General features: G+C 68.7%; 23 protein-coding genes and 3 tRNA genes. 18 read left to right on the top strand and 8 right to left on the bottom strand.

Features of this window, described 5'->3' with window-relative positions; translation table 11 throughout:
- The first annotated feature begins 63 nt into the window (after positions 1 to 63).
- Positions 64 to 555 carry a GNAT family N-acetyltransferase gene (locus tag BM199_RS06320; protein WP_091671059.1) on the top strand — a complete coding sequence of 164 codons (492 nt, stop codon included), beginning with the start codon at positions 64 to 66 and terminating at the stop codon, positions 553 to 555.
- Between the two features lie 10 nt (positions 556 to 565).
- On the opposite strand, the gene BM199_RS06315 is transcribed toward BM199_RS06320, so the two are convergent.
- Both BM199_RS06315 and BM199_RS06310 read right to left on the bottom strand, forming a co-directional pair.
- Entirely contained in the window at positions 566 to 1210 is a 645-nt protein-coding gene (locus BM199_RS06315) for a response regulator (RefSeq protein ID WP_091671055.1), read from the bottom strand.
- A gap of 72 nt (positions 1211 to 1282) precedes the next feature.
- Positions 1283 to 2443, bottom strand: a complete 1161-nt coding sequence (locus BM199_RS06310; protein ID WP_091671052.1) for a sensor histidine kinase — start codon at positions 2441 to 2443, stop codon at positions 1283 to 1285.
- 136 nt (positions 2444 to 2579) lie between these two features.
- On the opposite strand from BM199_RS06310, the gene BM199_RS06305 reads away from it, so the two are divergent.
- Entirely contained in the window at positions 2580 to 3287 is a 708-nt protein-coding gene (locus tag BM199_RS06305; RefSeq protein WP_091671049.1) for a DedA family protein, read from the top strand.
- Here the strand turns inward: BM199_RS06305 and BM199_RS06300 are convergent.
- Together BM199_RS06300 and lon are read right to left on the bottom strand one after the other, a co-directional pair.
- A complete protein-coding gene (locus BM199_RS06300) occupies positions 3250 to 4413 on the bottom strand; it encodes an alkaline phosphatase PhoX (protein ID WP_091671046.1) in 1164 nt (387 codons plus the stop codon). The genes BM199_RS06305 and BM199_RS06300 overlap by 38 nt on opposite strands.
- A gap of 274 nt (positions 4414 to 4687) precedes the next feature.
- Positions 4688 to 7147, bottom strand: coding sequence for an endopeptidase La (gene lon / locus BM199_RS06295; RefSeq protein WP_091671043.1), 2460 nt, complete (start codon positions 7145 to 7147; stop codon positions 4688 to 4690).
- 301 nt (positions 7148 to 7448) lie between these two features.
- Here lon and BM199_RS06290 point away from each other — a divergent pair, with 301 nt between their 5' ends.
- The 7 genes from BM199_RS06290 to BM199_RS06260 all read left to right on the top strand — a co-directional run bounded on the left by BM199_RS06290 (position 7449) and on the right by BM199_RS06260 (position 13098).
- The gene (locus BM199_RS06290) at positions 7449 to 10097 is read left to right on the top strand and encodes a putative bifunctional diguanylate cyclase/phosphodiesterase (protein WP_091671041.1); all 2649 of its coding nucleotides are present in this window, start codon (positions 7449 to 7451) and stop codon (positions 10095 to 10097) included.
- 80 nt (positions 10098 to 10177) lie between these two features.
- Positions 10178 to 10250 (top strand) — tRNA-Thr (locus tag BM199_RS06285).
- A 50-nt stretch (positions 10251 to 10300) separates the two neighbouring features.
- A tRNA-Met gene (locus BM199_RS06280) sits at positions 10301 to 10374 on the top strand.
- Positions 10375 to 10554: 180 nt separating this feature from the next.
- Complete coding sequence (rpmG, locus tag BM199_RS06275; protein ID WP_091505072.1) at positions 10555 to 10719, top strand: 50S ribosomal protein L33; 165 nt, start codon at positions 10555 to 10557, stop codon at positions 10717 to 10719.
- A 302-nt stretch (positions 10720 to 11021) separates the two neighbouring features.
- Positions 11022 to 12146 (top strand): S1 family peptidase, encoded by a 1125-nt coding sequence (locus BM199_RS06270; RefSeq protein WP_091671038.1) that lies wholly within the window; start codon positions 11022 to 11024, stop codon positions 12144 to 12146.
- Positions 12147 to 12234: 88 nt separating this feature from the next.
- Positions 12235 to 12684, top strand: coding sequence for a MaoC family dehydratase N-terminal domain-containing protein (locus BM199_RS06265; RefSeq protein WP_091671035.1), 450 nt, complete (start codon positions 12235 to 12237; stop codon positions 12682 to 12684).
- The gene (locus BM199_RS06260) at positions 12685 to 13098 is read left to right on the top strand and encodes a MaoC family dehydratase (RefSeq protein WP_091671032.1); all 414 of its coding nucleotides are present in this window, start codon (positions 12685 to 12687) and stop codon (positions 13096 to 13098) included.
- A gap of 9 nt (positions 13099 to 13107) precedes the next feature.
- Here BM199_RS06260 and BM199_RS06255 read toward each other — a convergent pair whose 3' ends face one another.
- Genes BM199_RS06255 through BM199_RS06245 form a run of 3 tightly spaced genes read right to left on the bottom strand, consistent with a single transcriptional unit; the run spans position 13108 to position 16286 of the window.
- Complete coding sequence (locus BM199_RS06255; RefSeq protein ID WP_091671029.1) at positions 13108 to 14049, bottom strand: SGNH/GDSL hydrolase family protein; 942 nt, start codon at positions 14047 to 14049, stop codon at positions 13108 to 13110.
- A gap of 15 nt (positions 14050 to 14064) precedes the next feature.
- On the bottom strand, positions 14065 to 15042 hold the full coding sequence (locus tag BM199_RS06250) for a hypothetical protein (protein WP_091671027.1): 978 nt from the start codon (positions 15040 to 15042) through the stop codon (positions 14065 to 14067).
- An 11-nt stretch (positions 15043 to 15053) separates the two neighbouring features.
- Positions 15054 to 16286 carry a pyridoxal phosphate-dependent aminotransferase gene (locus tag BM199_RS06245; protein ID WP_091671024.1) on the bottom strand — a complete coding sequence of 411 codons (1233 nt, stop codon included), beginning with the start codon at positions 16284 to 16286 and terminating at the stop codon, positions 15054 to 15056.
- A gap of 241 nt (positions 16287 to 16527) precedes the next feature.
- Between BM199_RS06245 and BM199_RS06240 the strand changes: the two genes are divergently transcribed.
- From BM199_RS06240 to BM199_RS06215, 6 genes are all read left to right on the top strand, one after another.
- Positions 16528 to 16600 (top strand) — tRNA-Trp (locus BM199_RS06240).
- Positions 16601 to 16661: 61 nt separating this feature from the next.
- The gene (secE, locus tag BM199_RS06235) at positions 16662 to 17114 is read left to right on the top strand and encodes a preprotein translocase subunit SecE (RefSeq protein WP_091671021.1); all 453 of its coding nucleotides are present in this window, start codon (positions 16662 to 16664) and stop codon (positions 17112 to 17114) included.
- A gap of 96 nt (positions 17115 to 17210) precedes the next feature.
- Positions 17211 to 18080 carry a transcription termination/antitermination protein NusG gene (nusG, locus tag BM199_RS06230; protein ID WP_091671018.1) on the top strand — a complete coding sequence of 290 codons (870 nt, stop codon included), beginning with the start codon at positions 17211 to 17213 and terminating at the stop codon, positions 18078 to 18080.
- Between the two features lie 77 nt (positions 18081 to 18157).
- Positions 18158 to 18589: a 50S ribosomal protein L11 gene (gene rplK / locus BM199_RS06225; RefSeq protein WP_091671015.1), complete on the top strand. Its 432-nt coding sequence runs from the start codon at positions 18158 to 18160 to the stop codon at positions 18587 to 18589.
- Positions 18590 to 18735: 146 nt separating this feature from the next.
- Entirely contained in the window at positions 18736 to 19452 is a 717-nt protein-coding gene (gene rplA / locus BM199_RS06220) for a 50S ribosomal protein L1 (RefSeq protein WP_091671012.1), read from the top strand.
- 110 nt (positions 19453 to 19562) lie between these two features.
- A complete protein-coding gene (locus BM199_RS06215) occupies positions 19563 to 20333 on the top strand; it encodes an alpha/beta fold hydrolase (protein ID WP_091671010.1) in 771 nt (256 codons plus the stop codon).
- Between the two features lie 113 nt (positions 20334 to 20446).
- Here the strand turns inward: BM199_RS06215 and BM199_RS06210 are convergent, their stop codons facing one another.
- A complete protein-coding gene (locus tag BM199_RS06210; protein ID WP_091671007.1) occupies positions 20447 to 21415 on the bottom strand; it encodes a hypothetical protein in 969 nt (322 codons plus the stop codon).
- 451 nt (positions 21416 to 21866) lie between these two features.
- Between BM199_RS06210 and rplJ the strand changes: the two genes are divergently transcribed.
- From rplJ to BM199_RS06195, 3 genes are all read left to right on the top strand, one after another.
- Positions 21867 to 22418 carry a 50S ribosomal protein L10 gene (gene rplJ, locus BM199_RS06205; protein ID WP_091671004.1) on the top strand — a complete coding sequence of 184 codons (552 nt, stop codon included), beginning with the start codon at positions 21867 to 21869 and terminating at the stop codon, positions 22416 to 22418.
- 48 nt (positions 22419 to 22466) lie between these two features.
- The gene (gene rplL, locus BM199_RS06200) at positions 22467 to 22853 is read left to right on the top strand and encodes a 50S ribosomal protein L7/L12 (protein ID WP_091671001.1); all 387 of its coding nucleotides are present in this window, start codon (positions 22467 to 22469) and stop codon (positions 22851 to 22853) included.
- Positions 22854 to 23168: 315 nt separating this feature from the next.
- The coding region (locus BM199_RS06195) for an ABC transporter ATP-binding protein (protein ID WP_143101778.1) at positions 23169 to 23989 on the top strand (821 nt) is incomplete at its 3' end.

The following is a 23989-nucleotide window of genomic DNA, read 5'->3' as shown; positions in this document are numbered from 1 at the left end:
GAGCTGCCGAACTTGCCGTGCTACTTCTTGCGGGTGCGAGGAGACCTGGTCGCGTTGCGGGCGATGGACGAGTGGGATGCCGAGGCGATGTGGCGCTGGAACCACGACCCGGACGTCATGCGATGGATGAACGACGACTACGCACAGCCGTTGTCCAGGATCCGGCGGTGGCTGGCCGAACGCCCGCGCAACGCCTACGGCGACGTGGTCTACGGCATCGAGGCGATCAACGAGGAGAAGCTCATCGGTCTCGTTCTGCTGCACGACGCGGAACCGGAGATCGGTTGTGCCAAACTCGACATCTACCTCGGCGAGAAGGACTACTGGGGGCGCGGCTACGCCACCGATGCCATGCGCACGATCTGCCGGTACGGGTTCGAGAAGATGCGCCTGCACAAGATCACGCTGACCGTCGTCACCGAGAACCACTCCGCACGCCGCGTCTACGACAAGGTCGGCTTCGTCACCGAAGGCAGACTGCGGCAGGTTTTCCGGCGTGACGGCCGTTGGTACGACATGTTCACGATGGGTTTACTGGAAGGTGAACTCCGTTAGCCGGTCTGGCCTACGACCCGAGGTAGCGCAACACCGCGAGCACGCGGCGGCTGAACCCGGTGGTGTGGCCGAGGTCGAGCTTGTCGAAGATCGCATTCACGTGCTTCTCCACCGCGCTCTGGGACACGTACAGCTGGCCGGCGATACCGGCGTTGGTGTGTCCCTGGGCCATCAGGCCGAGGACCTCGTTCTCCCTGGTGGTCAGCCGGGACAGTGGATCGGCGTGACTGGTCCGGGCCAGCAGGCGGCGCACCACCTCGGGATCGAACGCGGCCCCACCCGTGGCCACCCGCTCCAGCGCGTCGAGGAACTCGCCGACCTGCACCACCCGGTCCTTGAGGAGGTAGCCGACGCCGCCGGTGTCGCCGGTGATCAGCTCGGTCGCGTACCGCTTCTCGACGTACTGCGAGAGCACGAGCACGCCGATCTCCGGCCACCGCCGCCGGATCTCCAGTGCCGCGCGCAGGCCCTCGTCGGTATGGGTCGGCGGCATCCGCACGTCGGTCACGACGACGTCGGGCCGATGCGCCCCGGCCGCGTTCAGGAGCGCGTCCCCGTCGCCCGCCGACGCGACGACGTCGTGCCCCTCCTCGGCCAGCAGCCGGACAAGCCCCTCCCGCAACAACGTCGAATCCTCAGCGAGCACTACCCGCATGGCTGCCCCACCCCGTTCCCTGCCGTCCCCGCCTCAGGCGCTCCAAACCCCGCCGGGACGGGCATTGCCGGACTATGCGCACGGTAGCTCCGCCCGGACTGTCGTCGGACCGCCGACGGGACTGTCCACTGTGAACGTGCCGTCGGCGGCGGACACCCTGCGCGCCAGGCCGGAGAGACCGTCGCCCTCCGGTCTCGCGCCGCCGGCACCGTCGTCGCGGACGCGCACGACGAGCAGGTCGCCGGTTCGGGACACGTCAATCTGAATCCGGCTCGCCCGTGCGTGCTTGATCGCGTTGGTCACCCCCTCCGAAACCACGAAGTACGCGACGGTCTCGGTCGCGGTGTCCAGTCGCTCGGGCAGCGTGAACGTCAGGTCGACGGGCACACCGGACCGCTCGGCGAGGGCCTCCAGTGCCCCGTGCAGGCCGCCGGAGTCCAGCGCGACCGGGTACACCCGCCACGCGACCTCGCGCAGGTCCAGCAGTGCCTGCTGCGCCTCCTCATGTGCCTGGCGCAACAGCTCGTCCGTCCGGTCCGGATCGGACGAACGCCGGGCCCTGCCCAGCACCATGCCGAGCGCGACCAGCCGCTGCTGCACCCCGTCGTGCAGTGCGCGCTCGATCCGGCGACGCTCGTCGTTGACGGCGTCCACCACCTCCGCCCGGCTCCGGGTGACGAAGGAAAGCCTGCGCCGCAACAGTTCCTGTGAGGTCGGCCCGAGAAAATGCTGTGCCAGCCGCCGGTCCAGCGAGGCCACCCCCAGCAATCCCTGTACGGCGAGGAACGTCAGCAGCGTGCCGAACAACAGGACCGCGAACGGGTCGTACCAGTCCGAGTCCGTGCCCAGTGGGTCCCCGCCGCCGACCGGCAGCCCGTTCAGCACCTGCCCGAGCATGATCACTCCGCCGATCATGCCGAACAGCATCAACAGAAAGATCCCCGCGCCGAGCCCGCCCACCACCGACCGAACCGCGACGTACTGCAGCGCGCGGAAACCGGCGTAGTCCCTCGACGCCTCGCTGTCCAGGTACCTCGCGATCCGCCACCGTTCCACCTCGGCCAGGGTGCGGGCGCCCGTGTGCACCCTCGCTCGCGTGACCGGGAACAGCAGCAGCGGAGCGGTGAGTACGACGTAGCCGAACTCGACGAAGGCCAGCGCGCCGCCGATCAGCAACCCGACTGTGCCCAGGCCCACGCGCCGCGAAGTGCTCGGGTCGGCAGCAGTGGTCATATGGGCAGGCTAGCCAGCCCGTGTGCGCGGCGGACTGTGGTTTTCCACAGGTGTACCGGGCCGTGTACCCCATGGCGTGCCCCACGCCGGATTCCTAGCGTCGGTACCGGCCGATTCGTCAGGAGAAAGGCGCTTCATGACCGTTCAACCTCCCGCCGCCGAACCCCTCGACGGGCTCGCCGGCTGGGCCGTGCAGTTGATGGACTCACTCGGCGGTCCCGGAGCCGCGCTCATCGTCGGCATGGACAACCTGTTCCCGCCGATTCCCAGCGAACTGGTCCTTCCCCTCGCGGGGTTCTCCGCGAGCCAGGGCACGTTCACCCTGGCGGGAGCGCTCGCCTGGACGACCGTTGGGTCCGTGCTCGGAGCGATCATCATGTACTACCTCGGCATGCTGCTCGGCCGGGACAGGACACGGGCCCTGGTCATCCGGATTCCGTTGCTCAAGGCCGCCGACTTCGACCGCACGGAGGCGTGGTTCGCCCGCCACGGCACCAAGGCCGTGTTCCTCGGCCGGATGGTGCCGCTGTTCCGCAGCCTCATCTCGGTGCCGGCCGGGATCGAGCGGATGCGGTTCCCGGTGTTCCTCGCGCTCACCACGCTGGGCAGTCTGCTGTGGAACACGATCTTCGTCCTCGCCGGCTTCGGCCTCGGCGAGAACTGGCACCTCGTGCAGGACTACGCGAGCGTGTTCCAGAAGATCGTGATCGGCCTTGTCGTGCTGGCCGTCGTGGTGTTCGTGGCTGTTCGTCTCCGTGGCGGGAACCACGGAGACGAACACCACGACGCAGGGGAAACCCAGGTGATCAGGCCGTCCGGAACGGACCGCGCACCTCGTAGGTGATGCCGCCGCTCGACGATCCCGAGGTACCGCGCTGGGAGGAGAAGTACAGCCGGTCGCCGGCAGGGGTGAAGGCCGGTCCGGTGATCTCCGAACCGCTCTGGCCGTTGATCCGCAGGAACGGTGCGACGACGTCGTCCGGGGTGATGATGCAGATCTCCATGTTCCCGCCGTCCTCGGCGACGAACAGATCCCCCGACGACGCCCCGGTCACGTTGTCCACCCCGGTCAGGGGCGGGTTGCCCGGACTGACCAGCGAGTCGTCGTAGGCCAGCTCGTACGTCCCGGAGGCGAGGTTGACCTGCCAGACCCGGTTGTCGCCCTTCGTGGTGAACCAGGCGGTGTCGTTCGCGTAGTGCAGCCCCTCGCCGCCGTTGAACCGTTTCGCCCCGGAGACCTGCTTCCGCGTCGCGGTCGGATAGCCGTCCGGGTCTGCGACCGTGGTCCAGGTGAACGACCCGGAGGTCGCCGAGCCGGCCGTGAGCACCTGGAGGGTGCCGGAACTCAACTCGCCCCAGGTGTCCGGGACGAAGCGGTAGAAGCAGCCGTCGGACACGTCCTCGGTCTGGTAGATCACCTTCCGCACCGGATCCGCGGCCGCCGCCTCGTGCTTGAACCGGCCCATCGCCGCGCGCCGCACCGCTGATGAGGCGGGTCCGCGCGGGTCGCACTCGAAGACGTAACCGCGGTCGGTCTCCTCGCAGGAGAGCCAGGTCTGCCACGGCATCGCGCCGCCAGCACAGTTCTGCCTTGTACCGTCGAGAATCCGGTGCGCGCCAACGATGTCGCCGCCGGAGCCGAACCGGATCGCGCTCGCCCCGCCGCCAGGGGTGATCTCCGAGTTGGACACGTAGATCCAGCCGTCGCCGTCGGCGAACACGGCCCCGCCGTCCGGAGCTCGGTGCCACGGGTAACCGGTACCGGCCACCTGCTGCCCGGAGCGGGCCACGACGCGGCTGGTGAAACCGGACGGCAGTTGAATTCCGTTGCCGTCGGCCTGCCCGAGCGGGCCGTACGGGCTCGTTCCGTGCTGCGCCGGATCGGCCAACGCCGAAGGGGAGAGCGTGTTGCCGAACGCCGTGACGCCGGCGCCGACCACGGCTGCGCGCAGGAAGTGGCGTCTCTTCACGGGTACCTCCGAGAATCCGCAGGGAGTGATGGGAGCGGATCGGAGAGTACTCAGTCAGACACGGTTGGTGGTCGACACGAATCGGCGCCCTGATGAACTTCTCTCGCACTTTCCCGCGAAAGTGCGCGGCCGGGGGGCGCCTGGGCTGGGCGAAGCCGCGGCAGGCCACGCACTTTCCCGGGAAAGTGCGCCGGACGGGACGGCACTTTCCCGGGAAAGTGCGAGAGGCTCGGGATGTCTTTCCCGACGAAAGTACCGACCCCGCCGGGTTGGATCAGGCGGCTTGCGCCACCGGCGACGCCGCGGGCGCCAGCGCCAGCTCGAGCACCTCACGCACGCTGGCCACCGGGTGCACGTCGAGCTGGCTGAGCACCTCGGACGGCACGTCGTCCAGATCGGCCTCGTTGCGCTGCGGGATGATCACCGTCGTCATCCCGGCCCGGTGCGCGGCAAGCAGCTTCTGCTTGACCCCGCCGATCGGCAGCACCCTGCCGGTCAGCGACACCTCGCCGGTCATCGCGACATCCGCGCGCGCCACACGGCCCGACAGCAGCGAAGCCAGCGCCGTGGTCATCGTGACGCCCGCCGAAGGACCGTCCTTCGGCACCGCTCCGGCCGGAACGTGAATGTGCACACCCCGCTCCTTCAGGTCGCCGACCGGCAGCTCCAGCTCCGCACCCCGGGAGCGCAGGTACGACAGGGCGATCTGCGCCGACTCCTTCATCACCTCACCGAGTTGCCCGGTCAGGGTCAGGCCGGTGCCGCCCGTCTCCGCGTCCGCCAGTGAGGCCTCCACATAGAGGACGTCGCCGCCCGCTCCGGTCACCGCGAGGCCCGTCGCGACACCCGGGATCGAGGTGCGCTGCGTCGAGGTCGGCAGCGAAGACTCCGGCACGTGCCGCGGCCGCCCGAGGTAGTCGTCCAGATCGTCCGTGTCCACCGCAACCGGCAGATCCGACTCGCCGAGCGCCACCCTGGTCGCGATCTTGCGCAGTACCTTCGCGATCGTCCGGTTCGCCTCGCGGACCCCGGCTTCGCGGGTGTACTCGGCCGCGATCCGGCTCAGCGCCGCATCGGTGATCCGGACATCCTCGGCGCCGAGGCCCGCCCGCTCGAGCTCGCGGGGGAGCAGGTGGTCGCGGCTGATGGTGACTTTCTCGTGCTCGGTGTAGCCGTCCAGCGTCACCAGCTCCAGCCGGTCGAGCAACGGCCCCGGAATGGTGTCCAGCGAGTTCGCGGTGGCCAGGAACACCACATCGGACAGGTCGAGCTCGACCTCCAGGTAGTGGTCGCGGAAGGTGTGGTTCTGCTCGGGGTCGAGCACCTCGAGCAGAGCCGCCGTCGGGTCACCCCGGTAGTCGGCGCCGACCTTGTCCACCTCGTCGAGCAGCACAACGGGGTTCATCGAGCCCGACTCCTTGATGGCCCGCACGATCCGGCCGGGCAGCGCGCCGACGTAGGTGCGCCGGTGCCCGCGGATCTCCGCCTCGTCCCGGATGCCGCCGAGCGCGACGCGAACGAACTCCCGGCCCATCGCCCTGGCCACGGACTCACCCAGCGAGGTCTTGCCGACCCCGGGCGGACCCGCCAGTGCGAGAACGGCTCCGGAGTGCCTGCCGCGCAGCGCGGCCGACCCCTGCTCTGCGGTGTCCGACCGCGCCTCGGCGGCAGCCACCGCCTCGGCGCGGCGCTGGCGAACCGCCAGGTACTCGATGATCCGTTCCTTCACGTCGGCCAGCCCGGCGTGGTCGGCGTCCAGAATCGCCCTGGCAGCGGCGATGTCGTGCACATCGGTCGTCCGCCGGTTCCACGGCATGTCCAGCACCGTGTCCAGCCAGGTCCGGATCCAGCCGCCCTCCGGCGACTGCTCCGAGGTCCGCTCCAGCTTCTCCACCTCGGCCAGTGCGGCCTTGCGCACGTGCTCGGGCAGCTCGGCGGCCGCCACCCTGCTGCGGTAGTCGTCCTCGGCGTCGCTGCCGTCCAGCTCGCCGAGTTCCTTGCGGATCGCCTCCAGCTGACGGCGCAGCAGGAACTCCTTCTGCTGCTTCTCCATACCCTCCGCGACGTCCTTGCGGATGGTGTCGCTGACTTCCAGCTCGGCCAGGTGCTCGCGACCCGTCTCCAGCGCCTTCTCCAGCCGCTCGGCCACGTCCAGCGTGCGCAGCAGCTCCAGCTTCTGGGCGGCGCCGAGGTAGGGCGCGTTGCCGGAGAGGTCGGCGATCGTGGAGGGATCGTCGAGCTGCTGCACCGCGTCGATCATCTGACCGATCCCGCGATGCTGCAGCACCGAGATCACGACCGCCTTGTAGTCCGCGGCCAGCTCGCGTGTGCGCTCGTCGACCGGCGTCTCCACGGCGTCGGTGGCCAGTACCCACCGGACCTCGCCGGAGTCGTCGTCGGCCCCGTCCCGCACGTCGGCGCCCACCAGCGCGCGGCGCGTGCCGCGCACCAGTGCGGCGGGCTCGCCGTCGGGCATGCGTCCCACCCGCTCGATGGTCGCCACCGTGCCGATCTCGGCGAGTTCGCCGTCGATCCGCGGCACGACCAGCACCTCTGCCGGGCGCGTCTGCCCGGACCTGATGCCGGGAAGGGTCTCGGCACTCGGTGTCCTGGCCTGCGCCGCGTCGACGGCCGCACGCGTCTCGTCGTCCCCGAGGTCGAGCGGGACGATCATTCCGGGCAGCACAACGTCATCGTGCAGAGTGAGCATGGGGAGCAGCTGTGTTCGGCTCATGTCTGTCCGCTCCTGTCTGTTGAGTGCATAAGGCTCAACTTTGCGGAGAGGTGGTTTGTTTCCCTTCCTCGTTCGCTGGTAGCGAGCGCCGATCCGGCTCATTCGGGGAATAAAAGACCGGCGGCGAATCCGGTCACGCGGGGCTATCTCTTCCAGGCTGATGTCACCCGGTGGTCGGTCCGTGGCGTCCTTGTTGGCCCCGTGTTAACGGAGAGGTGATCTGATGTGGCCCGTTGCGCGGCCGATATACGCCCTCCGGGGTACAGTGAGTTCTCGTTCGCGCAGAGGACGAGGAGGTTGCATGCCGGAGTCACACGGCCAATCCGCCGGTTCGACCTCGGCTGTGTCACCGCCGGCTATTCCGGCCCCCGAAAGCGCGACTCCCAGAAGTGCTCGGGGTGAATCGCGGTCCGACGAGCGCCGGTTCCGGATGTACACGGCGGTCGTGCTCACGTCGGGCATCCTCGCCGCCATAGCGGTCTCGTCCTGGCTGCCGTTCGAGGGCGGCGTCGAACTCCTGTGGATCGGCCCGCTGCTCGCGGTGGCGTTCCTGCTCGCGGAACAGCTCGGAATCAACGTCGACGTCCGCAGCGGAATCTCCTGGACCATCTCCTTCACCGAGATCCCACTGGTCATCGGCTTTTTCATCGCGCCGTTCGAGGTCGTGCTCGCGGCGCACGTCGTCGCCGGGATCAGCACCCTGCTCGCCCGCCGGGTCTCCGGCCGCGTGCTCTACAACGCGGGCGCGTTCCTGCTCGAGATCACCAGTGCGTTCGCCATCGCGGGCCTGGTCAAGCAGGCCATGGGCGCGGAGGGCATGCCCTGGGTCGCGGCGCTCGCGGGCACGCTGACCGCACCGCTGGCCAGCACCCTGCTCGCGCTGGCCGCCGTACGCGTGCTGCGCCGCAGGATGCGCGTCGGCACCGCGCTGCGCCTGACCGGCCGGATTCTGGTGGTCGGCTTCGTCAACGCCTCGGTCGGGCTGTCCGGGTACCTCGTCATCGCGAACGAGCCCGCTGCCTGGCCGCTGGTGCTCGCCGTCTTCCTCGGCCTCGCCGCGCTCTACTGGGCCTACTCCGATCTGCTCCGGGAGCAGCGCGACATGGAAGCTCTCTCCGACGTGAGCCTGATGGTCGCGAGGTCGGGGCAGCAGGCCGCCGCCCGCCCCGCCAGCCGCACCGACGAGTTCGGCAGGGGCGTCGACATCGACGAGTGGGTGACGATCGCGGAGCGCGTCAAGGACCAGCTCGCGGCGGGCAGGGTCGTGCTCAGGCTGCGCCTCGAACCCGACGACGTGATGCGCATGGTCGTGGTCGGGGAGCCGCTGCCGCCGGGCGACGCGGTCGCGGACGATCCGCTGATGCGGCTGCCTGGCGCGCATGTGCGGCACTTCCGGATCACCGAGGCCAATCCCGACGTCCGCGCCGCGCTGCTCGACCGCGGCGCACAGGAGGCGCTGGTCGTTCCCCTGCGCAGCGCGAACCAGCTGCTCGGCGTCGTCGAGGCCCACGACCGGCTCTCCCGCTGGCGGGGATTCGGCAAGTACGACGTTCAGCTGCTCGGCACGATGGCCAGCCATCTGGCCACCTCGCTGGACAACCGTCGGCTGCTCGCGACCCTGCGCCACGACGCCTACCACGATCCGCTCACCGGCCTGCTGAACCGGCCGGGCTTCCGGCAGGTCGCCAAGGACCCGCTGCGGGAGCGCGACGGCGCGGTGGTGCTCCGGGTTGACCTCGACGTGTTCTCCACCGTCAGCGACGCTCTGGGCTACGCCTGGGCCGACCGGATGGTGATCGCGGCGGGCAGGCGCATTCGGGACGCACTGGGCCCGCAGGTCCCGCTGGCCAGGCTGGAAGGCGCGTCGTTCGCCGCGCTGCTGGTGGACCACACGCCACAGCAGGCACACGACACCGCGGAGCGCCTGCGCGCCGAGCTGTCCGAGCCGTACCCCGTCGATCGCCTCACGGTCGAGGCCAACGCCATGGTCGGCTACGCGGCCACTGTCGTGGAGGAGAACGACGAGCCGGTCGACGTGGACGGCATGCTGCAGCGCGCCGACGTCGCCGTCCGGGCCACCCGCGGCGGCGAGGAGGTTCGCGGGTACGTGCCCAGCATGGGCCAGATCTTCATGCGCCGGTTCCAACTGGTCACCCAGTTCCGGCAGTCGCTCGAGGACGGCCAGGTCAGCGTGCACTACCAGCCGAAGGTCTCGCTGCCGGGACGGCAGGTGCAGGGTGTCGAGGCACTGGTGCGCTGGCAGCACCCGGAGTTCGGCAAGCTCGACCCGGACGAGTTCGTGCCCGCGGTCGAGGCGGCAGGCCTCATCGGCGCGCTCACCGAGTTCGTGCTCGAACAGTCGCTGCGGCGCGTGCGCAAGTGGCTCGACGAGGGCCTGCGGATCTCGGCCGCGGTGAACCTTTCGGTCCGCAACCTCGCCGATGCGGACTTCCCCGCCAAGGTCGTGGCCGCGCTGAACCGGTTCGACGTGCCCGCGAAGCTGCTGACCTTCGAACTCACCGAGTCCGGTGTGATGGCCGACCCGCAGCGCGCCCTGCCGATCCTGCGCGAACTGCACGAGCTGGGCATCGTGCTCGCGGTGGACGACTTCGGCACCGGGTACTCGTCGCTGGCCTACCTGCGGCAGCTTCCGGTCGACCAGGTCAAGATCGACAAGAGCTTCGTGCTCGGCATGGGGACCGATCTCGGCGACCTCGCCGTGGTCCGCTCGATCGTCGAACTCGGCCACTCGCTCGGCCTCACCGTGGTCGCGGAGGGCGTCGAGGAGGACGTCGCACGCGACCAGCTGGAGGCGATGGGCTGCGACGTGGCGCAGGGCTACCTGATCTCCCGTCCGCTGTCCGAGGAGCGTCTCGAGGCCTGGCTGCAGGCCAGGACGACGCGCTCGCCCGGACGGCAGGCCGAGACCGTCCTGACCCTGCTGAGCTGAGGTTTTCCTCGGATGGGGTACCCCGGTCGCAGCGCGAGTTCCGGCTCTGTGTACTCTTTCCGAGGCTTGAGGTTGAGCACGCCCCAATAGCTCAGTCGGCAGAGCGTCTCCATGGTAAGGAGAAGGTCTACGGTTCGATTCCGTATTGGGGCTCGGTGATCACGAAGTGTCGGCAGGTATGCTGAACACGAAGTGATCGTTGAGGCGGGGTAGCTCAGGTGGTTAGAGCACACGGCTCATAATCGTGGTGTCGCGGGTTCAAGTCCCGCTCCCGCTACGCGAGTTGGGTGAGCTGTGTTTGCGGATTGCGCAAACCTTGACTCGCTTCGCATTGCCCTGGGGGCCCAGCCCCCAGACCCCGGCCAGGGGGCAGGCCCCCTGGACCCCCGGTGTGGTCGGCTTCCGTTCGGAGTTGGCTGCGGTGCGGGGAAACTATTAGTTAGAGAAAGGCTTTGCTGTGGCTGCCACCGACGTGCGACCGAAGATCACGCTGGCGTGCGAGGAGTGCAAGCACCGCAACTACATCACCAAGAAGAACCGGCGTAACGACCCGGACCGCTTGGAGATGAAGAAGTTCTGCCCGAACTGCGGTACGCACCGGGTGCACAAAGAGACGCGCTGACGCGTTCTCCCCAGATCTCACTGAGGCCGTTCCCCATCCTGGGGGACGGCCTCAGTGCTGTGTCGGGCTTCGGGGCATGCGGCGAACACTGCAACTTTCGTTGGAAATAAACGTGCTCCAACCGAAAACCAACGAAAGGTCCTACCCATCGTTGGGTGACACACTTCACTCTGTCGTGTGCCGGTTTTCACCGGTACCGGTCACAGAAAACGTGTCCGGACAACCCACTGTGATCGGCGTGGTCGCGCTGCTTCGGTAACGCGGGAGCGTCGATCGACCCCCTGCGAAAGTGAGTTGGCGGTATGCGTAAGAAGTTTGTCGGTCTCCTGAGTCGACGACACGTCACCCGTTCCGCGATCGCCGCGGTCGCCGGCGCGACAGCGCTCGGCTTCCTCGCCCCCACGGTCGCCGCCGCACCTGGCGGTGTCGAGGGCTACTCGACCGAGGTCCAGCAGGCCGCGGTGGAGGCGCTGAGCTCCAGCAAGGGCATCACGGAAACCGCCGCACTGAACGTGCTGCGGACACAGGAGACCAGCGTCAAGGTCCTGGACACGGTGACCGAGCAACTCGGTCAGCAGTTGGCCGGAACCTACCTGGACGCACAGGGCAAGCCCGTGGTCAACGTCCTCACCGAAGCGGCAGCGGCCGAGGCGAGCCGCGCCGGTGCGACCGCGAAGATCGTCTCCCGGTCGGCGCGGCAGCTCGACTCCGCCCAGAACGCGCTCGAGGCGGTGTCCGCGGTCCCGCACACGTCGATCGGCACCGACGTGCGGACCAACCAGGTTGTGGTCACCGTCGCCGAGCAGGCCAAGGGCAAGGCGCTCGGCGCGCTGCTGGCGACCGCGAAGCGGCTCGGCGACACCGTCCGCGTCGAGCACGTCGCGGGCGGCATGAGCAAGGCCATCTACAACGGTGAGGCCATCACCGGCGGTGGCAGCCGTTGCTCCGCCGGGTTCAACACCAACCGCGGTGGCACGAACTACATCGTCGACGCGGGCCACTGCACCGGCGCGGTCTCCAACTGGAACGTCGGTCCCTCGGTCGCGGCCAGCTTCCCTGGCAACGACTACGGCCTGATCCGCAACACCACGGGCAGCGCACCCGGCGCGGTCACCCTGTGGAACGGCTCGACCCAGCGGATCAGCTCGGCGGCCAACGCCTACGTGGGCCAGAACATCTGCAAGAGCGGCAGCACGACCCGGCTCACCTGCGGGACGGTGCAGCGCACCAACGTGACGGTCAACTACTCACAGGGCGCGGTGTACCAGCTGGTGCAGACCTCGGCGCGGGTCAACTCCGGTGACTCCGGCGGCTGCATGTTCTCCGGCAGCACCGGCCTCGGCATCACGTCCGGCATGGGCGGCGGAAGCTCCTTCTTCCAGCCCGTCGTGGAGGCGCTGAACGCCTACGGTGTCCAGCTGAACTGACCCGCTTCGTGCCTTCAGGGCCACCCTGGCCGCATCCGACGCGGCCAGGGTGGCCCTGACGGTTTTCGCCGCCGGGTAACCTGCCCGGGTGCCTCTGGATCCGTCATTCGAGGGCCGGACATATCCGCCGGTCGGCAGCTACGAAGTCAGCAGGGAGAAAATCGTCGAGTTCGCCGCGGCGATCGGCGACGACAGCGCGTTCTATCGCGATCCCGAGGTGGCGCGGGCGGCCGGCTATCCGGACGTGATCGCGCCCCCGACCTTCCTGACCGTCATCAACCTGACCGCGATCAATCGCATCGTCGCCGATCCCGAACTCGGCCTCGACTACGCGCGCATGGTGCACGGGCAACAGCAGTTCACGCACACCAGGCCCGCCCACGCCGGTGACCGCCTCGAACTCACCGTCCACATCGAGGACGTCATGGCCCGCGCGGGAAACGACTTCCTGACCGTGCGCGCCGAGATCACCGATGACAACGGCGAGCACGTCTGCACCTCCCGTGCACAGCTCGTCGTCCGAGGGGAGGGGTCCTGAATGCCCGCGACCGTCCAAGCTGGTGACGAGCTGCCCCCGCTGGCCGTGCGTGTCACCCGCGACCAGCTGGTCCGGTACGCCGGCGCCGCACTGGACTTCAACCCGATCCACTGGAACGAGCGCTTCGCCAAGGAGGTCGGGCTGCCGGACGTGATCGCGCACGGCATGCTCACGATGGCCCTCGGCGGCAGGCTGGTGACGGACTGGCTCGGCGACCCGGGCAGGCTCGTGTCCTACGGGGCGCGCTTCACCCGGCCCGTCGTGGTTCCCGACGACTCCGACGGTGCGCTCGTGGAGTTCACCGGAAAGGTCGGCGAACTTCGCGAGGACGGGACCGCCCGCGTCGACATCACCGCGAAGTTCGAGGGCAGGACCGTTCTCGGCAAGGCCAACGCGGTCATCCGCCCTGGCTGAGCCGCGAACTCACGGACCGGGGCGGTTCAGCTCCGCGAGCACCGCCTCCGCCATCGCCTGCTGCCCACGAGCCGTGGGGTGCAGCGGTGCGGAGTCGGCGGTGCTGGTGAGGCCTTCCACCCAGCGGACGTCCTGCGGCCTGCAGATGTCGTGCCCGAGGGTGGGCGTCGCCGTGTCGACGAACTCGGCCCCGCCCGCGGCCGCCTGCTCGTCGAGCATCGTGTTGAGTGCGTCCAGCGCGTCCCGCAGGTACGCCACGTCGGGAGCACCGATCGGCAACTCCGGCCAGCAGCCCTCGCCGGGTGCGGGCAGAACCGTGGGGTACCCGACCACCAGCACCCTGGCCTGTGGCGCTCTGTCGTGGATCTCGGTCAGCGCCGCGCTGACCTTTGTCTCCGTGCTCTTGATGGCCTCCGCGAGGCGGTCGAGGCCGCCTGCGGTGAGCCGGTCGCGGCACGGGGACTTGGACTGCTCGCTTGAGACGCACTCGGAGGCGAGCTGGACCAGCCCGACGTCGTTGCCACCGATGCCGAGGGTGACCAGCGTGGTGTCCGGGGTGAGGGCGTCGAGTTGCGGCGGCTGGACTTCCTGGCCGATGTCCTGCGGTGTGGTGAGGTGTGCGGTCGTGGCACCGCCGCAGCTGACGTCGACGAACCCCGCCGGATCCAGTTCCGCCGCCATGAGGTGGGGGTAGTTGTTCTCGGACCGGTGACAGCCGCTCGGACCGACAGCGGGGCCGATCTGCGGGGCAGAGGTGTAGGAGTCTCCGAGCGCCACGTACTGCCCTTCGCCGCCGCCGGTCGCCGACTGGCCTGCCGCGGGAGGCGCTGAACTCTCCGGGGAGGGCAGAGCCGAGTCATCGCTGCGTTGCCACAGATAGCCCCCGCCCGCGATGGCAACGAGGAGCAGCACGGCCGCGCCGACGGCGAGGCCGGCTCTCTTCCTGGTCATGCCTCAGTTTCTAGCTCATTCGGCGTCGGTCTGCGATGTGCGACCCAACAACGCGTTCACCGCCGAGGCTGCCTCATCCGCGGCATCGACGGTGATGAAGACGTTGCGGCCCGTCCGCAGCACCAGGGTCAGGGCCCGTCCGCCGCGCAACTTGTAAGCGACATCACCGCTGACCGGATTCACCCGGTAGCCCACGCCGCCCGCGCCCCAGAAGGTCAGTGTCCGTACCTCCGCCTCGGCGATCTCCGCGAGGGCGAAGTGCCCGCGTGGAAACCGAAGCAGTCCCAACTCGACCGAGACGCCGGTGCGATCGACCTGCGCACGCAGCTTGCCGAGCCCGAGGGCGGCGAGCACACCGACCGCGGCCACGATGACGTAGAGCGGGGCGGGGACGCCGGTGCCACCGACGAGGGCCAGGGTGATCAGGACGACCGGGACCGGCAACATGGTCCAGACGAGCAGCGTGTTCGTCGCCCCGCCGCTCCAGTTGACGTCCTCGGCGCCCGCCGCGGGCATGCCGGCCTCGGCTCGCGATCCGCGCCGGGCAGACCCGGCCACCAGGAAGCCCGCCGCGGCACCGGCTCCGCTCACGCCGAGCAGGACTGCCACCACGGCGACGGGGGCGGGTGCCTGCTCCCAGTGCGTCAGGTCCAGATTGCCGAGCAACGTGGCGAGGAGTATCGCGGCGGGGAAGCAGGCGGCACCCGCATGGAAGGCGATGGCCGCCCGGCCGAGCCCACCACCGCGATAGTGGGCCGCCACCGCGAGCGCCGTACCGAGCAGGGCCACTCCCGCGCTGATCAGCAGCGCGGCCGTGGTGAACCCGGTGAGCCCGGCCGATCGGTCGGGGCCGTCGACGCCCCAGTGCACCGCGATGGGGTCGGGCAGCCTGGGCGCGAGCGCCTGCCGGGTGAGCCAGCCGCCCGCGATCGCGACCGCGGGCACACCCAGCGTCGCCAGCAGCAGCCGGGGAACGCTGCGGTGTGCGGGCACGGTCGCTCCGGCTACTTCGCCTCGGCCAGCAGTGCTGCGACCCGGTTGACGCCCTCGACGAGGTCCTGCTCCGCGAGAGCGTAGGAGAAGCGGAAGTACCCGGGGGTGCCGAAGGCCTCACCCGGCACGACGGCCACCTCGGCCTCGCGCAGGATCAGGTCTGCCAGTTCGAGGGTGTTGGCCGGACGCTCCCCGCGGATCTCCTTGCCCAGCACGCCCTTGACGGAGGGGTAGGCGTAGAAGGCCCCCTGCGGGGTCGGGCACTCGACTCCCGGGATGTCGGACAGCAGCGAGACGATGAGCTTGCGCCGCGCGTCGAAGGCCTTCCGCATCTCCTCGACGGCGTCCAGCGGTCCGGACACGGCGGCGAGGGCGGCACGCTGGGCAACGTTCGACACGTTGCCGCACAGGTGCGACTGGTAGCTCGAGGCGGCCTTGATGACGTCCTTCGGGCCGATGATCCAGCCGACCCGCCAGCCGGTCATCGAGTAGGTCTTCGCAACGCCGTTGAGAACCAGCGTGGTGTCGGCCAGTTCCGGCACCACGACCGGCATCGACTCGGCCTTGGCGCCGTCGTAGACCAGGTGCTCGTAGATCTCGTCGGTGACGACCCAGATGCCGTGCTCGAGTGCCCAGCGGCCGATCGCCTCCACCTGCTCACGCGGGTAGACGGCGCCGGTCGGGTTGGAGGGGGAGTTGAACAGCAGGACCTTGGTGCGCTCGGTGCGCGCCGCCTCGAGCTGCTCGACCGTGGTCAGGTAGCCGGTCGACTCGTCGGCGGTCACCTGCACGGGAACTCCACCCGCAAGGGTGATCGATTCCGGATAGGTGGTCCAGTAAGGGGCGAGGAGCAGCACCTCGTCGCCCGGGTCCAGCAGTGTGGCGAATGCCGAGTACACGGCCTGCTTGCCGCCGTTGGTGACCAGGACCTGGGCCGGGTCGACCGCGTAGCCGGAGTCGCGCAGCGTCTTCGCCGCCAGCGCCTCCCTGAGCTCGGGCAGACCCGCTGCGGCGGTGTAGCCGTGGTTGGCCCGGTCACGCACCGCGGCGGCAGCGGCCTCGACCACGTAGTCGGGCGTGGGGAAGTCCGGCTGTCCCGCGCCGAAACCGATGACCGGCCTGCCCTGTGCCTTGAGCTCCTTGGCCTTGGCGTCCACGGCCAGTGTGGCCGAGGGGTTGATCGCGGCGATGCGCGCCGAGACACGAGAGGCAGGGCTGGTGACAGGACTTCCGGTGGTAGCCATGCGTCCCATGTTTTCATGCTCGGTGTCAAGCGCCGTGCCGGGGACCGTGCCGCGGGCCGTGATCAGGGGCTGTGGAACGTGCGCGGTGGACCTTTAGTCGGGTCTCCGGGAGGCGCGGTTGCGGGTCTCGGTACGGCTTGCCGTAGACTGCCGAACTTGGAACGCATGACAGCTTGCCCCGCTCGGCTGCGGGGAGGGTGGAAGGCGTCCTGATGAGCGGGTTCCTACCGGGGCCGCTCGAAGGGGTGTAGCTCAATTGGCAGAGCAGCGGTCTCCAAAACCGCAGGTTGCAGGTTCAAGTCCTGTCACCCCTGCGTAAGTGGAACAGGTGGATTCCGGATGGACGCGTGACTGGTTGAAGCGGAGGAGTAGCCCGTGAGCGAGGACGGCGAGAAGGACCAGGAGAAGGACCCGAAGGGCCCTTCCCGTCCGGACACCGCCGCGGCTCGGCGTGCGCGCCGCGCCTCCGCCGGGCGCGAGGGCGCCGGGGCGGATGCCGCGGATGGCGCCAAGGCTCCCGCGCCGAAGGGCAAAGCTTCGGCCGCATCGAAGTCGGGTAAGGCCGACAAGGCCGGAGCGTCGCCGGGCAAGGAGCGGCCGACGCCGAAGCGGGACCGCCCGGACACGAAGCAGCCTTCGTTGTTCCGGCGGCTGAGCCGCTTCCTTCGTGAGGTCTGGGCCGAGCTGCGCAAGGTCATCTGGCCGAACCGAAAGCAGATGGTCACCTACACCACTGCGGTGCTGATCTTCGTGGTGTTCATGGTGTCGCTGGTGTTCGTGCTCGACCTCGGCTTCAACGAGGTCGTGGCCCTGGTGTTCGGCGACTGAGTCGTCGGGCGTCACCGGCGCCTGCAAGGGAGTGCGGCCGTAGGTAGTGGTGGAACAGCCGCGTACCCGATACGTGATCAATTGAGAGGACGGAAAGTGACCTCCGAGAACGGCTCAGGAGCCGGTCAGGACCTGACCGGCCTTTCCGACGAGCAGGTGCCCGCGGTCGCGAGCGAGGAAAGCTCCGAGCGCACCGAGCCCGTCGACGTGGCCGATGACCGCGCCGATGACGCGCAGGTCGGTGAGGACGCCGAGACCTCCGAGAACGACGACACCGACACCGACGGCGCTGTTGACGCTGCGGGCGCCGAGGACGAGCCGGTCGAGCCCGAGCCCGACGTCGAAGAGGACCCGGTCGCGAAGCTGCGTGCCGACCTCCGCGCGGCCCCGGGTGACTGGTACGTGGTGCACTCCTACGCGGGGTACGAGAACAAGGTCAAGACCAACCTCGAGACCCGTACCCAGACGCTGGACGTCGAGGACTACATCTTCCAGATCGAGGTGCCCACCGAGGAGGTCACCGAGATCAAGAACGGCCAGCGCAAGCAGGTGCAGCGCAAGGTGCTGCCCGGCTACATCCTGGTCCGGATGGAGCTCAACGACGCGTCCTGGAGCGCGGTCCGCAACACACCGGGGGTCACCGGCTTCGTCGGCGCCACCTCACGGCCCTCACCGCTCAGCATCGACGAGGTGCTGAAGTTCCTCGCGCCCCAGGTGGAGAAGGCCGCTCCGGCCAAGGCCGGCAAGGGCGAGCAGGAATCGGGCGAAGGCGCGCTCGGTGGACCCGCTGTCGAGGTGGACTTCGAGGTCGGCGAGTCGGTCACCGTTATGGATGGCCCGTTCGCGACGCTGCCCGCGACGATCAGCGAGGTCAACGCGGACGGGCAGAAGCTGAAGGTCCTGGTGTCGATCTTCGGCCGGGAGACTCCGGTCGAGCTGTCGTTCAACCAGGTCTCCAAGATCTGACGGCCCGGACAGGGTCGGCAGTTCCCGCGGTACTGGCAGGTTCGCGGGAAACGCGATAGTTAGAAGGACACACAGAAATGCCACCCAAGAAGAAGAAGCTTGCAGCGATCATCAAGCTGCAGATTCAGGCGGGTGCCGCCAACCCGGCTCCGCCTGTCGGCCCCGCGCTGGGTCAGCACGGCGTCAACATCATGGAGTTCTGCAAGGCCTACAACGCCGCGACCGAGTCGCAGCGTGGCAACGTGGTGCCGGTCGAGATCTCCGTGTATGAGGACCGCTCGTTCGACTTCAAGCTCAAGACCCCGCCCGCGGCGAAGCTGCTGCTGAAGGCCGCAGGGGTCGAGAAGGGCTCCGGCGAGCCGCACAAGACCAAGGTCGCCAAGGTCACCTGGGACCAGGTCAAGGAGATCGCCGAGACGAAGAAGAGCGACCTCAACGCGCACGACGTCGACCAGGCCGCCAAGATCATCGCGGGCACGGCCCGCTCGATGGGCATCACGGTCGAGTGAGCTGACTCGAGTACTTCCGAGTTTGCGTTCTGTGCACACGTGTTGGCGTCCTGCGACGCAATCATGTGTATGCCGATCGCACACCGTGGGAGGGCCAGGCGCTGGCCCCAACCACACCTGATCCATTTCTAAGTTAAGGACAGAGCATGACCAAGCGCAGCAAGGCCTACCGTCAGGCCGCCGAGCTGATCGACCGCGAGCGCCTCTACGCGCCGCTCGAGGCCGCCAAGCTCGCGAAGGAAACCTCCAGGGTCAAGATGGACGCCACCGTCGAGGTCGCCATGCGCCTCGGGGTGGACCCACGCAAGGCCGACCAGATGGTCCGCGGCACCGTGAGCCTGCCGCACGGCACCGGTAAGACCGTCCGCGTCATCGCCTTCGCCACCGGCGACAAGGCCGCTGAGGCCGAGGCCGCCGGCGCGGACGCGGTCGGTACCGACGAGTTGATCGAGCGCATCCAGGGTGGCTGGCTCGACTTCGACGCCGCGATCGCGACGCCGGACCAGATGGCCAAGGTCGGGCGTATCGCCCGCATCCTCGGCCCGCGTGGGCTGATGCCGAATCCGAAGACCGGAACTGTGACCCCCGCGGTCGGCAAGGCAGTCGCCGACATCAAGGGCGGCAAGATCAGCTTCCGCGTGGACAAGCAGGCCAACCTGCACCTCGTGATCGGCAAGGCCTCGTTCGACACCGAGAAGCTGGTGGAGAACTACGCGGCCGCGCTGGACGAGGTCCTGCGGGCGAAGCCGTCCGCGGCAAAGGGCCGGTTCCTGAAGAAGATCACCTTCTCCACGACGATGGGCCCGGGTATCCAGGTCGATCCGTCGCGCACCCGCGACCTGCTCGCCGAGGACGCGAGCTAGTCCGAGTTCGAACAAGAGAGGCGGCCCCGCGAACTTTCGCGGGGCCGCCTCTCTTTGTCGTACCTCACTTACCTGCCCCGCTCGGACTGCCGGTGGGCGATGATCGCGCCATGCCGACTTTCGCGTCGTTCGACGGACTCACGCTCAACTACACGATCTGGGAAGGCACCGCCGAGGCTCCGCCGGTGGTGCTGCAGCACGGTTTCGCCGCGGACACCAACGCGAACTGGATGGGGCCCGGCGTGGTGAAAGCGCTGCGTACGGCCGGGCTCACGGTGATCTCCCTGGACGCACGCGGACACGGGCGCTCGGCAAAACCGCATGATGCGGCCAGCTATGGCGAGGACACGATGGCCCGGGATGTCCAGGCGCTCTTCGACGAGCTCGGGCTGGACGAGGTCTCCCTGGTGGGCTACTCCATGGGTGCGGTGATCGCACTCGTGGTCGCGGGCAGGGACCCGAGGGTGCGCAGGCTCGCGATCGGCGGGGTCGGCTCGGGGGTGATCGACTGCGGGGGAGTCGACACGAGGGTCGTCACCAGGGAGGCCATCAGTACCGCACTTCTCGCCGATGACCCTGCGCAGGCGCCGGCCGAGGGGGCCGCGTTCCGCGCGTTGGCCGACGGCCTCGGCGCGGACCGCAAGGCACTCGCCGCGGTGGCGTCAGCCATCCAGACGCAGGTTGTGGACCTCGACGCCGTCACCGTTCCGGCACTGGTGCTCGCCGGCGACGCGGACCCGCTGGCGGCCGAGCCGCACCGGCTGGCCGCGGCGTTGTCCGACGCCCGCCTCCAGCTCGTCCCTGGTGACCACCTCACCGCGGTAATGGCCCCGGAGTTCTCCCGCACCCTGGCAGCCTTCGTCACCGAGAACCGCATTTAGCCCGCTAACTGCAGGTCACAGACCCGCCCCCGGGCTCCGGGGCACTGTTGCCCCGGTGCTGTCCCGTGGGGTGGTCGCCTTCGGCGGGAGTGCATTTAGCCCGCTAAACGCACTCAGCGGGAGGTGCTGGTCGGGGCGGGGCAGGTGCGTGGGCCCGGCTCGTGGCCGGTGATGAGCCACTGGCCGAGTTCGACCTGACTGACGGTGAAGACGCCGAGCGCCGGCCCTCCGGCGATGTCGAAGTCGCACGAGTCGATGCGTATCGTCTCGCTGCTCACCGGTTCGGAGACGCTCGAGGGGATCGACTCGGCGTAGTCGTTGATGTCGGTGACGTCGGTGTGCAGCGCGAGAACGGCCTGCTTGCAGTCGGCATAACCGAGGTTCACGGCGAAGCGCTGCTGGACCGCCTCCGCGAAGCGCCCGCAGGCCTGCGCGACCGGCGGCTCCCCGGTACTCGGGTCCTCCTGGGCGATGGCGTCGTAGACCTGCCGGACCGCCTCGTACGGCAGGTCGGAGAGCAGATCGTTCGTCTTGTACGTGCCACCACCGGTCATCGAGGCGGGCAGGTCCTCGTTCTCGACCCCGAAGATTCGGTCGTACGCCCAGTTGGCCGCGAGCCCGAGGATGACCAGGACGATCACCCAGCCGAGCAGCTTGGCGGCGAGTCGCCGCAACCAGCGGGGCACCTTCCGGCGGCGGGGTGGTTCCTGGGGCGCGACAGGGACCAGTTGCGGGGGAGGGCCGGGAGGAGCAGGAGGTCCGCCCTGCGGGTACGGCGGCGCGGGCTGCTGGGTCGGCTGCGGCACCATGTCCCCGCCGGCCTGGCGCTGCGCCTCGTTGTATCGCAGGAAGTCCTGGAACTGCTGGAACTGCTGGAACTGGCGCAGCTGTTCGGCGTCGAGGTCGGCCGCCGGCTGCTGCGCGTACTGGCCGGGCGGCTGGATCGGGGGTGTGGGCTGCGCGGGATGCGCAGGCGGGGCGGGGTAGGCAGGCTCGATCGCCGTCCCGGGCGGCTGCTCGCCGTCCTGCTGCTCGTCCGGGCCAGGCCGCTGGTCTCCGTTGCGTTCCGCCACGTGACCCATGATGCCCGCACAGGCACGGTCAGTGGCAGCCCACCTGGCCCGCCCGTCGCCCACCACCACCCAAAAGGAGGCGCTAGTGCGCCACGTCGACACCGCCCGTCTCCCACCAACACCCAAAAGGAGGCGCTGGTGCGCCACGTCGACACCCCCCCGAAGTGCATTTAGCCCGCTAACTGCACTTCGGCGGGGGTGCCGGGACGGGCGGCAGGGCGTCGGGGTACTCTTGTCGACGGTTCTACCGAAGACCGCTGGTTTTCACTCCGCCACCTGGTGAAGTGGACGAAGGCCCCGTACTGACGGGCGGCCCGCGCAGGAGGAACGAGGCCAGCCGCGCGATGCGTCGCGCGCGCCACAACGCCCCGCGCCTGCTGCGCTGGGGCGTTTCGTCGTTTCAGGGGTCTGGGACGGCCACGGTCGACTCTGCAGTTACCAGCCAAGAGAGGAGGCGACCATGGCGAAGCCCGACAAGGTGGCGGCCGTCGCCGAGATTGCGGACCGGTTCCGCACCAGCTCGGCAACAGTTGTCACCGAGTACACCGGCCTCTCCGTGTCCCAGCTCAGCGAGCTGCGCCGCGCTCTCGGCTCCAGTGCCAAGTACCGGGTCGCGAAGAACACCCTCGTCAAGCGTGCCGCCGAGGACGCTGGCATCGAGGGGCTCGACGACCTCTTCGTCGGTCCGACCGCGATCACCTTCGTCGAAGGTGAGCCGGTCGAGGCGGCGAAGGCGCTGAAGGCCTTCGCGAAGAACAACGGGTCCCTGGTCATCAAGGGCGGCTACATGGATGGCCGCCCCGTCAGCGTCGAAGAGATCCAGAAGATCGCGGATCTCGAGACCCGTGAGGTTCTGCTGTCCAAGGCAGCGGGCGCCTTCAAGGCCAAGCTGTTCCAGGCCGCCGCGCTGTTCCAGGCACCGGCGTCCCAGGTTGCCCGCATGGCGGCCGCACTGGAGGACAAGCGCAAGGCCGAATCGACGGACGCGGCCGAAGCACCAGCCGAGAGCTGAACTGACAAACCCCTGACCGCGAGGTCGTAACTAGAGAGGAACGCCATCATGGCGAAGCTCAGCACTGACGAACTGCTCGACGCCTTCAAGGAGCTCACCCTGCTCGAGCTCTCCGAGTTCGTGAAGCAGTTCGAGGAGACCTTCGACGTCACCGCGGCCGCCCCGGCCGCCGTTGCCGCGCCGGCCGCCGCTGGCGCCCCCGCCGAGGCCGCTGAGGAGCAGGACGAGTTCGACGTCATCCTCGAGGGTGCCGGCGACAAGAAGATCCAGGTCATCAAGGTCGTCCGCGAGGTCGTCTCCGGTCTTGGTCTCAAGGAGGCCAAGGAGATGGTCGAGGGCGCTCCCAAGGCCCTCCTCGAGAAGGTCGACAAGGAGGCCGCCGAGGCCGCCAAGGAGAAGCTCGAGGCCGCTGGCGCCAAGATCTCCATCAAGTAACACGCGCGTTCGAGGGCGGGCACCCGGTTCGGGTGCCCGCCCTTTCGCATGTCCGGGTGGGGAACAGGTGGTAGGGCGGCGTTCTCGGGCTCGGTGGGCTACGGTGCTGCCACCACCTGAATGGGCCATGTGGACAGAACAATGTCCGGTCGGATGGTGGATGCGGAAAAACTGGTGAGTAACCTGTGCGCACTCAACTCGTTGCACCTGTTTGACGCGGGTTTCGCCGTGCGACGACGCGTGCGAGAACGCCAGGGCGCGAGCCGCGAGTGAGGCAAGGCTGAGGAAGACGACGACGTTGCTCCGGGAGGTGCGATGGGTGCCGAGGTGGTCATCGAAGGTTTGACCAAGTCCTTCGGTAAGCAGGCCATCTGGCGGGACGTGTCGCTGACGCTGCCTCCGGGCGAGGTGTCGGTGATGCTCGGCCCGTCGGGAACCGGAAAATCCGTCTTCCTGAAGTCGATGATCGGCCTGCTCAAGCCGGACCGTGGTCGGTGCGTCATCAACGGTGTCGACATCGTCACCTGTTCCGAGAGCAAGCTTTACGAGACCCGCAAGTTGTTCGGGGTGCTGTTTCAGGACGGCGCGTTGTTCGGGTCGATGAACTTGTATGACAACGTGGCTTTTCCGTTGCGGGAGCACACGCGCAAGTCGGAGACCGAGGTCCGGCGGATCGTGCTGGAGAAGCTGGAGATGACGGGTCTGGCCGGCGCGGAGACGAAGTTGCCGGGGGAGATTTCCGGTGGCATGCGTAAGCGTGCGGGGTTGGCGCGGGCGTTGGTGCTGGATCCGGAGATCATTCTGTGTGATGAACCGGATTCGGGTTTGGATCCGGTTCGGACGGCGTATTTGTCGCAGTTGCTGATTGATCTGAACGCGCAGATCGACGCGACGATTCTGATCGTGACGCACAACATCAACGTGGCTCGGACGGTGCCGGACAACCTGGGGATGTTGTTCCGCAAGGAGTTGGTGATGTTCGGGCCGCGGGAGGTGTTGCTGACCTCGGACGAGCCGGTGGTGGAGCAGTTCCTCAACGGTCGCCGACTGGGTCCCATCGGGATGAGCGAGGAAAAGGACTCCGCCCAGATGGCCCGCGAGCAGGCCCAGGCCGATGCCGGGCACTCCGACGGCTC

Source organism: Amycolatopsis marina (genome assembly GCF_900111885.1).
GTDB classification, from domain to species: Bacteria; Actinomycetota; Actinomycetes; order Mycobacteriales; family Pseudonocardiaceae; genus Amycolatopsis; species Amycolatopsis marina.
The sequence above is the reverse complement of the archived record's forward strand: the minus strand, read 5'-3'. Positions and strand labels throughout refer to the sequence as shown.

What these genes read in the sequence shown, in the direction of transcription:
- BM199_RS06320 (WP_091671059.1), top strand. Translation starts at nt 64, where the DNA reads ATGGACGAGTGGGATGCCGAGGCGATGTGGCGCTGGAACCACGACCCG.
- BM199_RS06315 (WP_091671055.1), bottom strand. Translation starts at nt 1,210, where the DNA reads ATGCGGGTAGTGCTCGCTGAGGATTCGACGTTGTTGCGGGAGGGGCTT.
- BM199_RS06310 (WP_091671052.1), bottom strand. Translation starts at nt 2,443, where the DNA reads ATGACCACTGCTGCCGACCCGAGCACTTCGCGGCGCGTGGGCCTGGGC.
- BM199_RS06305 (WP_091671049.1), top strand. Translation starts at nt 2,580, where the DNA reads ATGACCGTTCAACCTCCCGCCGCCGAACCCCTCGACGGGCTCGCCGGC.
- lon (WP_091671043.1), bottom strand. Translation starts at nt 7,147, where the DNA reads ATGAGCCGAACACAGCTGCTCCCCATGCTCACTCTGCACGATGACGTT.
- BM199_RS06290 (WP_091671041.1), top strand. Translation starts at nt 7,449, where the DNA reads ATGCCGGAGTCACACGGCCAATCCGCCGGTTCGACCTCGGCTGTGTCA.
- BM199_RS06270 (WP_091671038.1), top strand. Translation starts at nt 11,022, where the DNA reads ATGCGTAAGAAGTTTGTCGGTCTCCTGAGTCGACGACACGTCACCCGT.
- BM199_RS06260 (WP_091671032.1), top strand. Translation starts at nt 12,685, where the DNA reads ATGCCCGCGACCGTCCAAGCTGGTGACGAGCTGCCCCCGCTGGCCGTG.
- BM199_RS06255 (WP_091671029.1), bottom strand. Translation starts at nt 14,049, where the DNA reads ATGACCAGGAAGAGAGCCGGCCTCGCCGTCGGCGCGGCCGTGCTGCTC.
- BM199_RS06245 (WP_091671024.1), bottom strand. Translation starts at nt 16,286, where the DNA reads ATGGCTACCACCGGAAGTCCTGTCACCAGCCCTGCCTCTCGTGTCTCG.
- rplK (WP_091671015.1), top strand. Translation starts at nt 18,158, where the DNA reads ATGCCACCCAAGAAGAAGAAGCTTGCAGCGATCATCAAGCTGCAGATT.
- rplA (WP_091671012.1), top strand. Translation starts at nt 18,736, where the DNA reads ATGACCAAGCGCAGCAAGGCCTACCGTCAGGCCGCCGAGCTGATCGAC.
- BM199_RS06215 (WP_091671010.1), top strand. Translation starts at nt 19,563, where the DNA reads ATGCCGACTTTCGCGTCGTTCGACGGACTCACGCTCAACTACACGATC.
- BM199_RS06210 (WP_091671007.1), bottom strand. Translation starts at nt 21,415, where the DNA reads ATGGGTCACGTGGCGGAACGCAACGGAGACCAGCGGCCTGGCCCGGAC.
- rplJ (WP_091671004.1), top strand. Translation starts at nt 21,867, where the DNA reads ATGGCGAAGCCCGACAAGGTGGCGGCCGTCGCCGAGATTGCGGACCGG.
- rplL (WP_091671001.1), top strand. Translation starts at nt 22,467, where the DNA reads ATGGCGAAGCTCAGCACTGACGAACTGCTCGACGCCTTCAAGGAGCTC.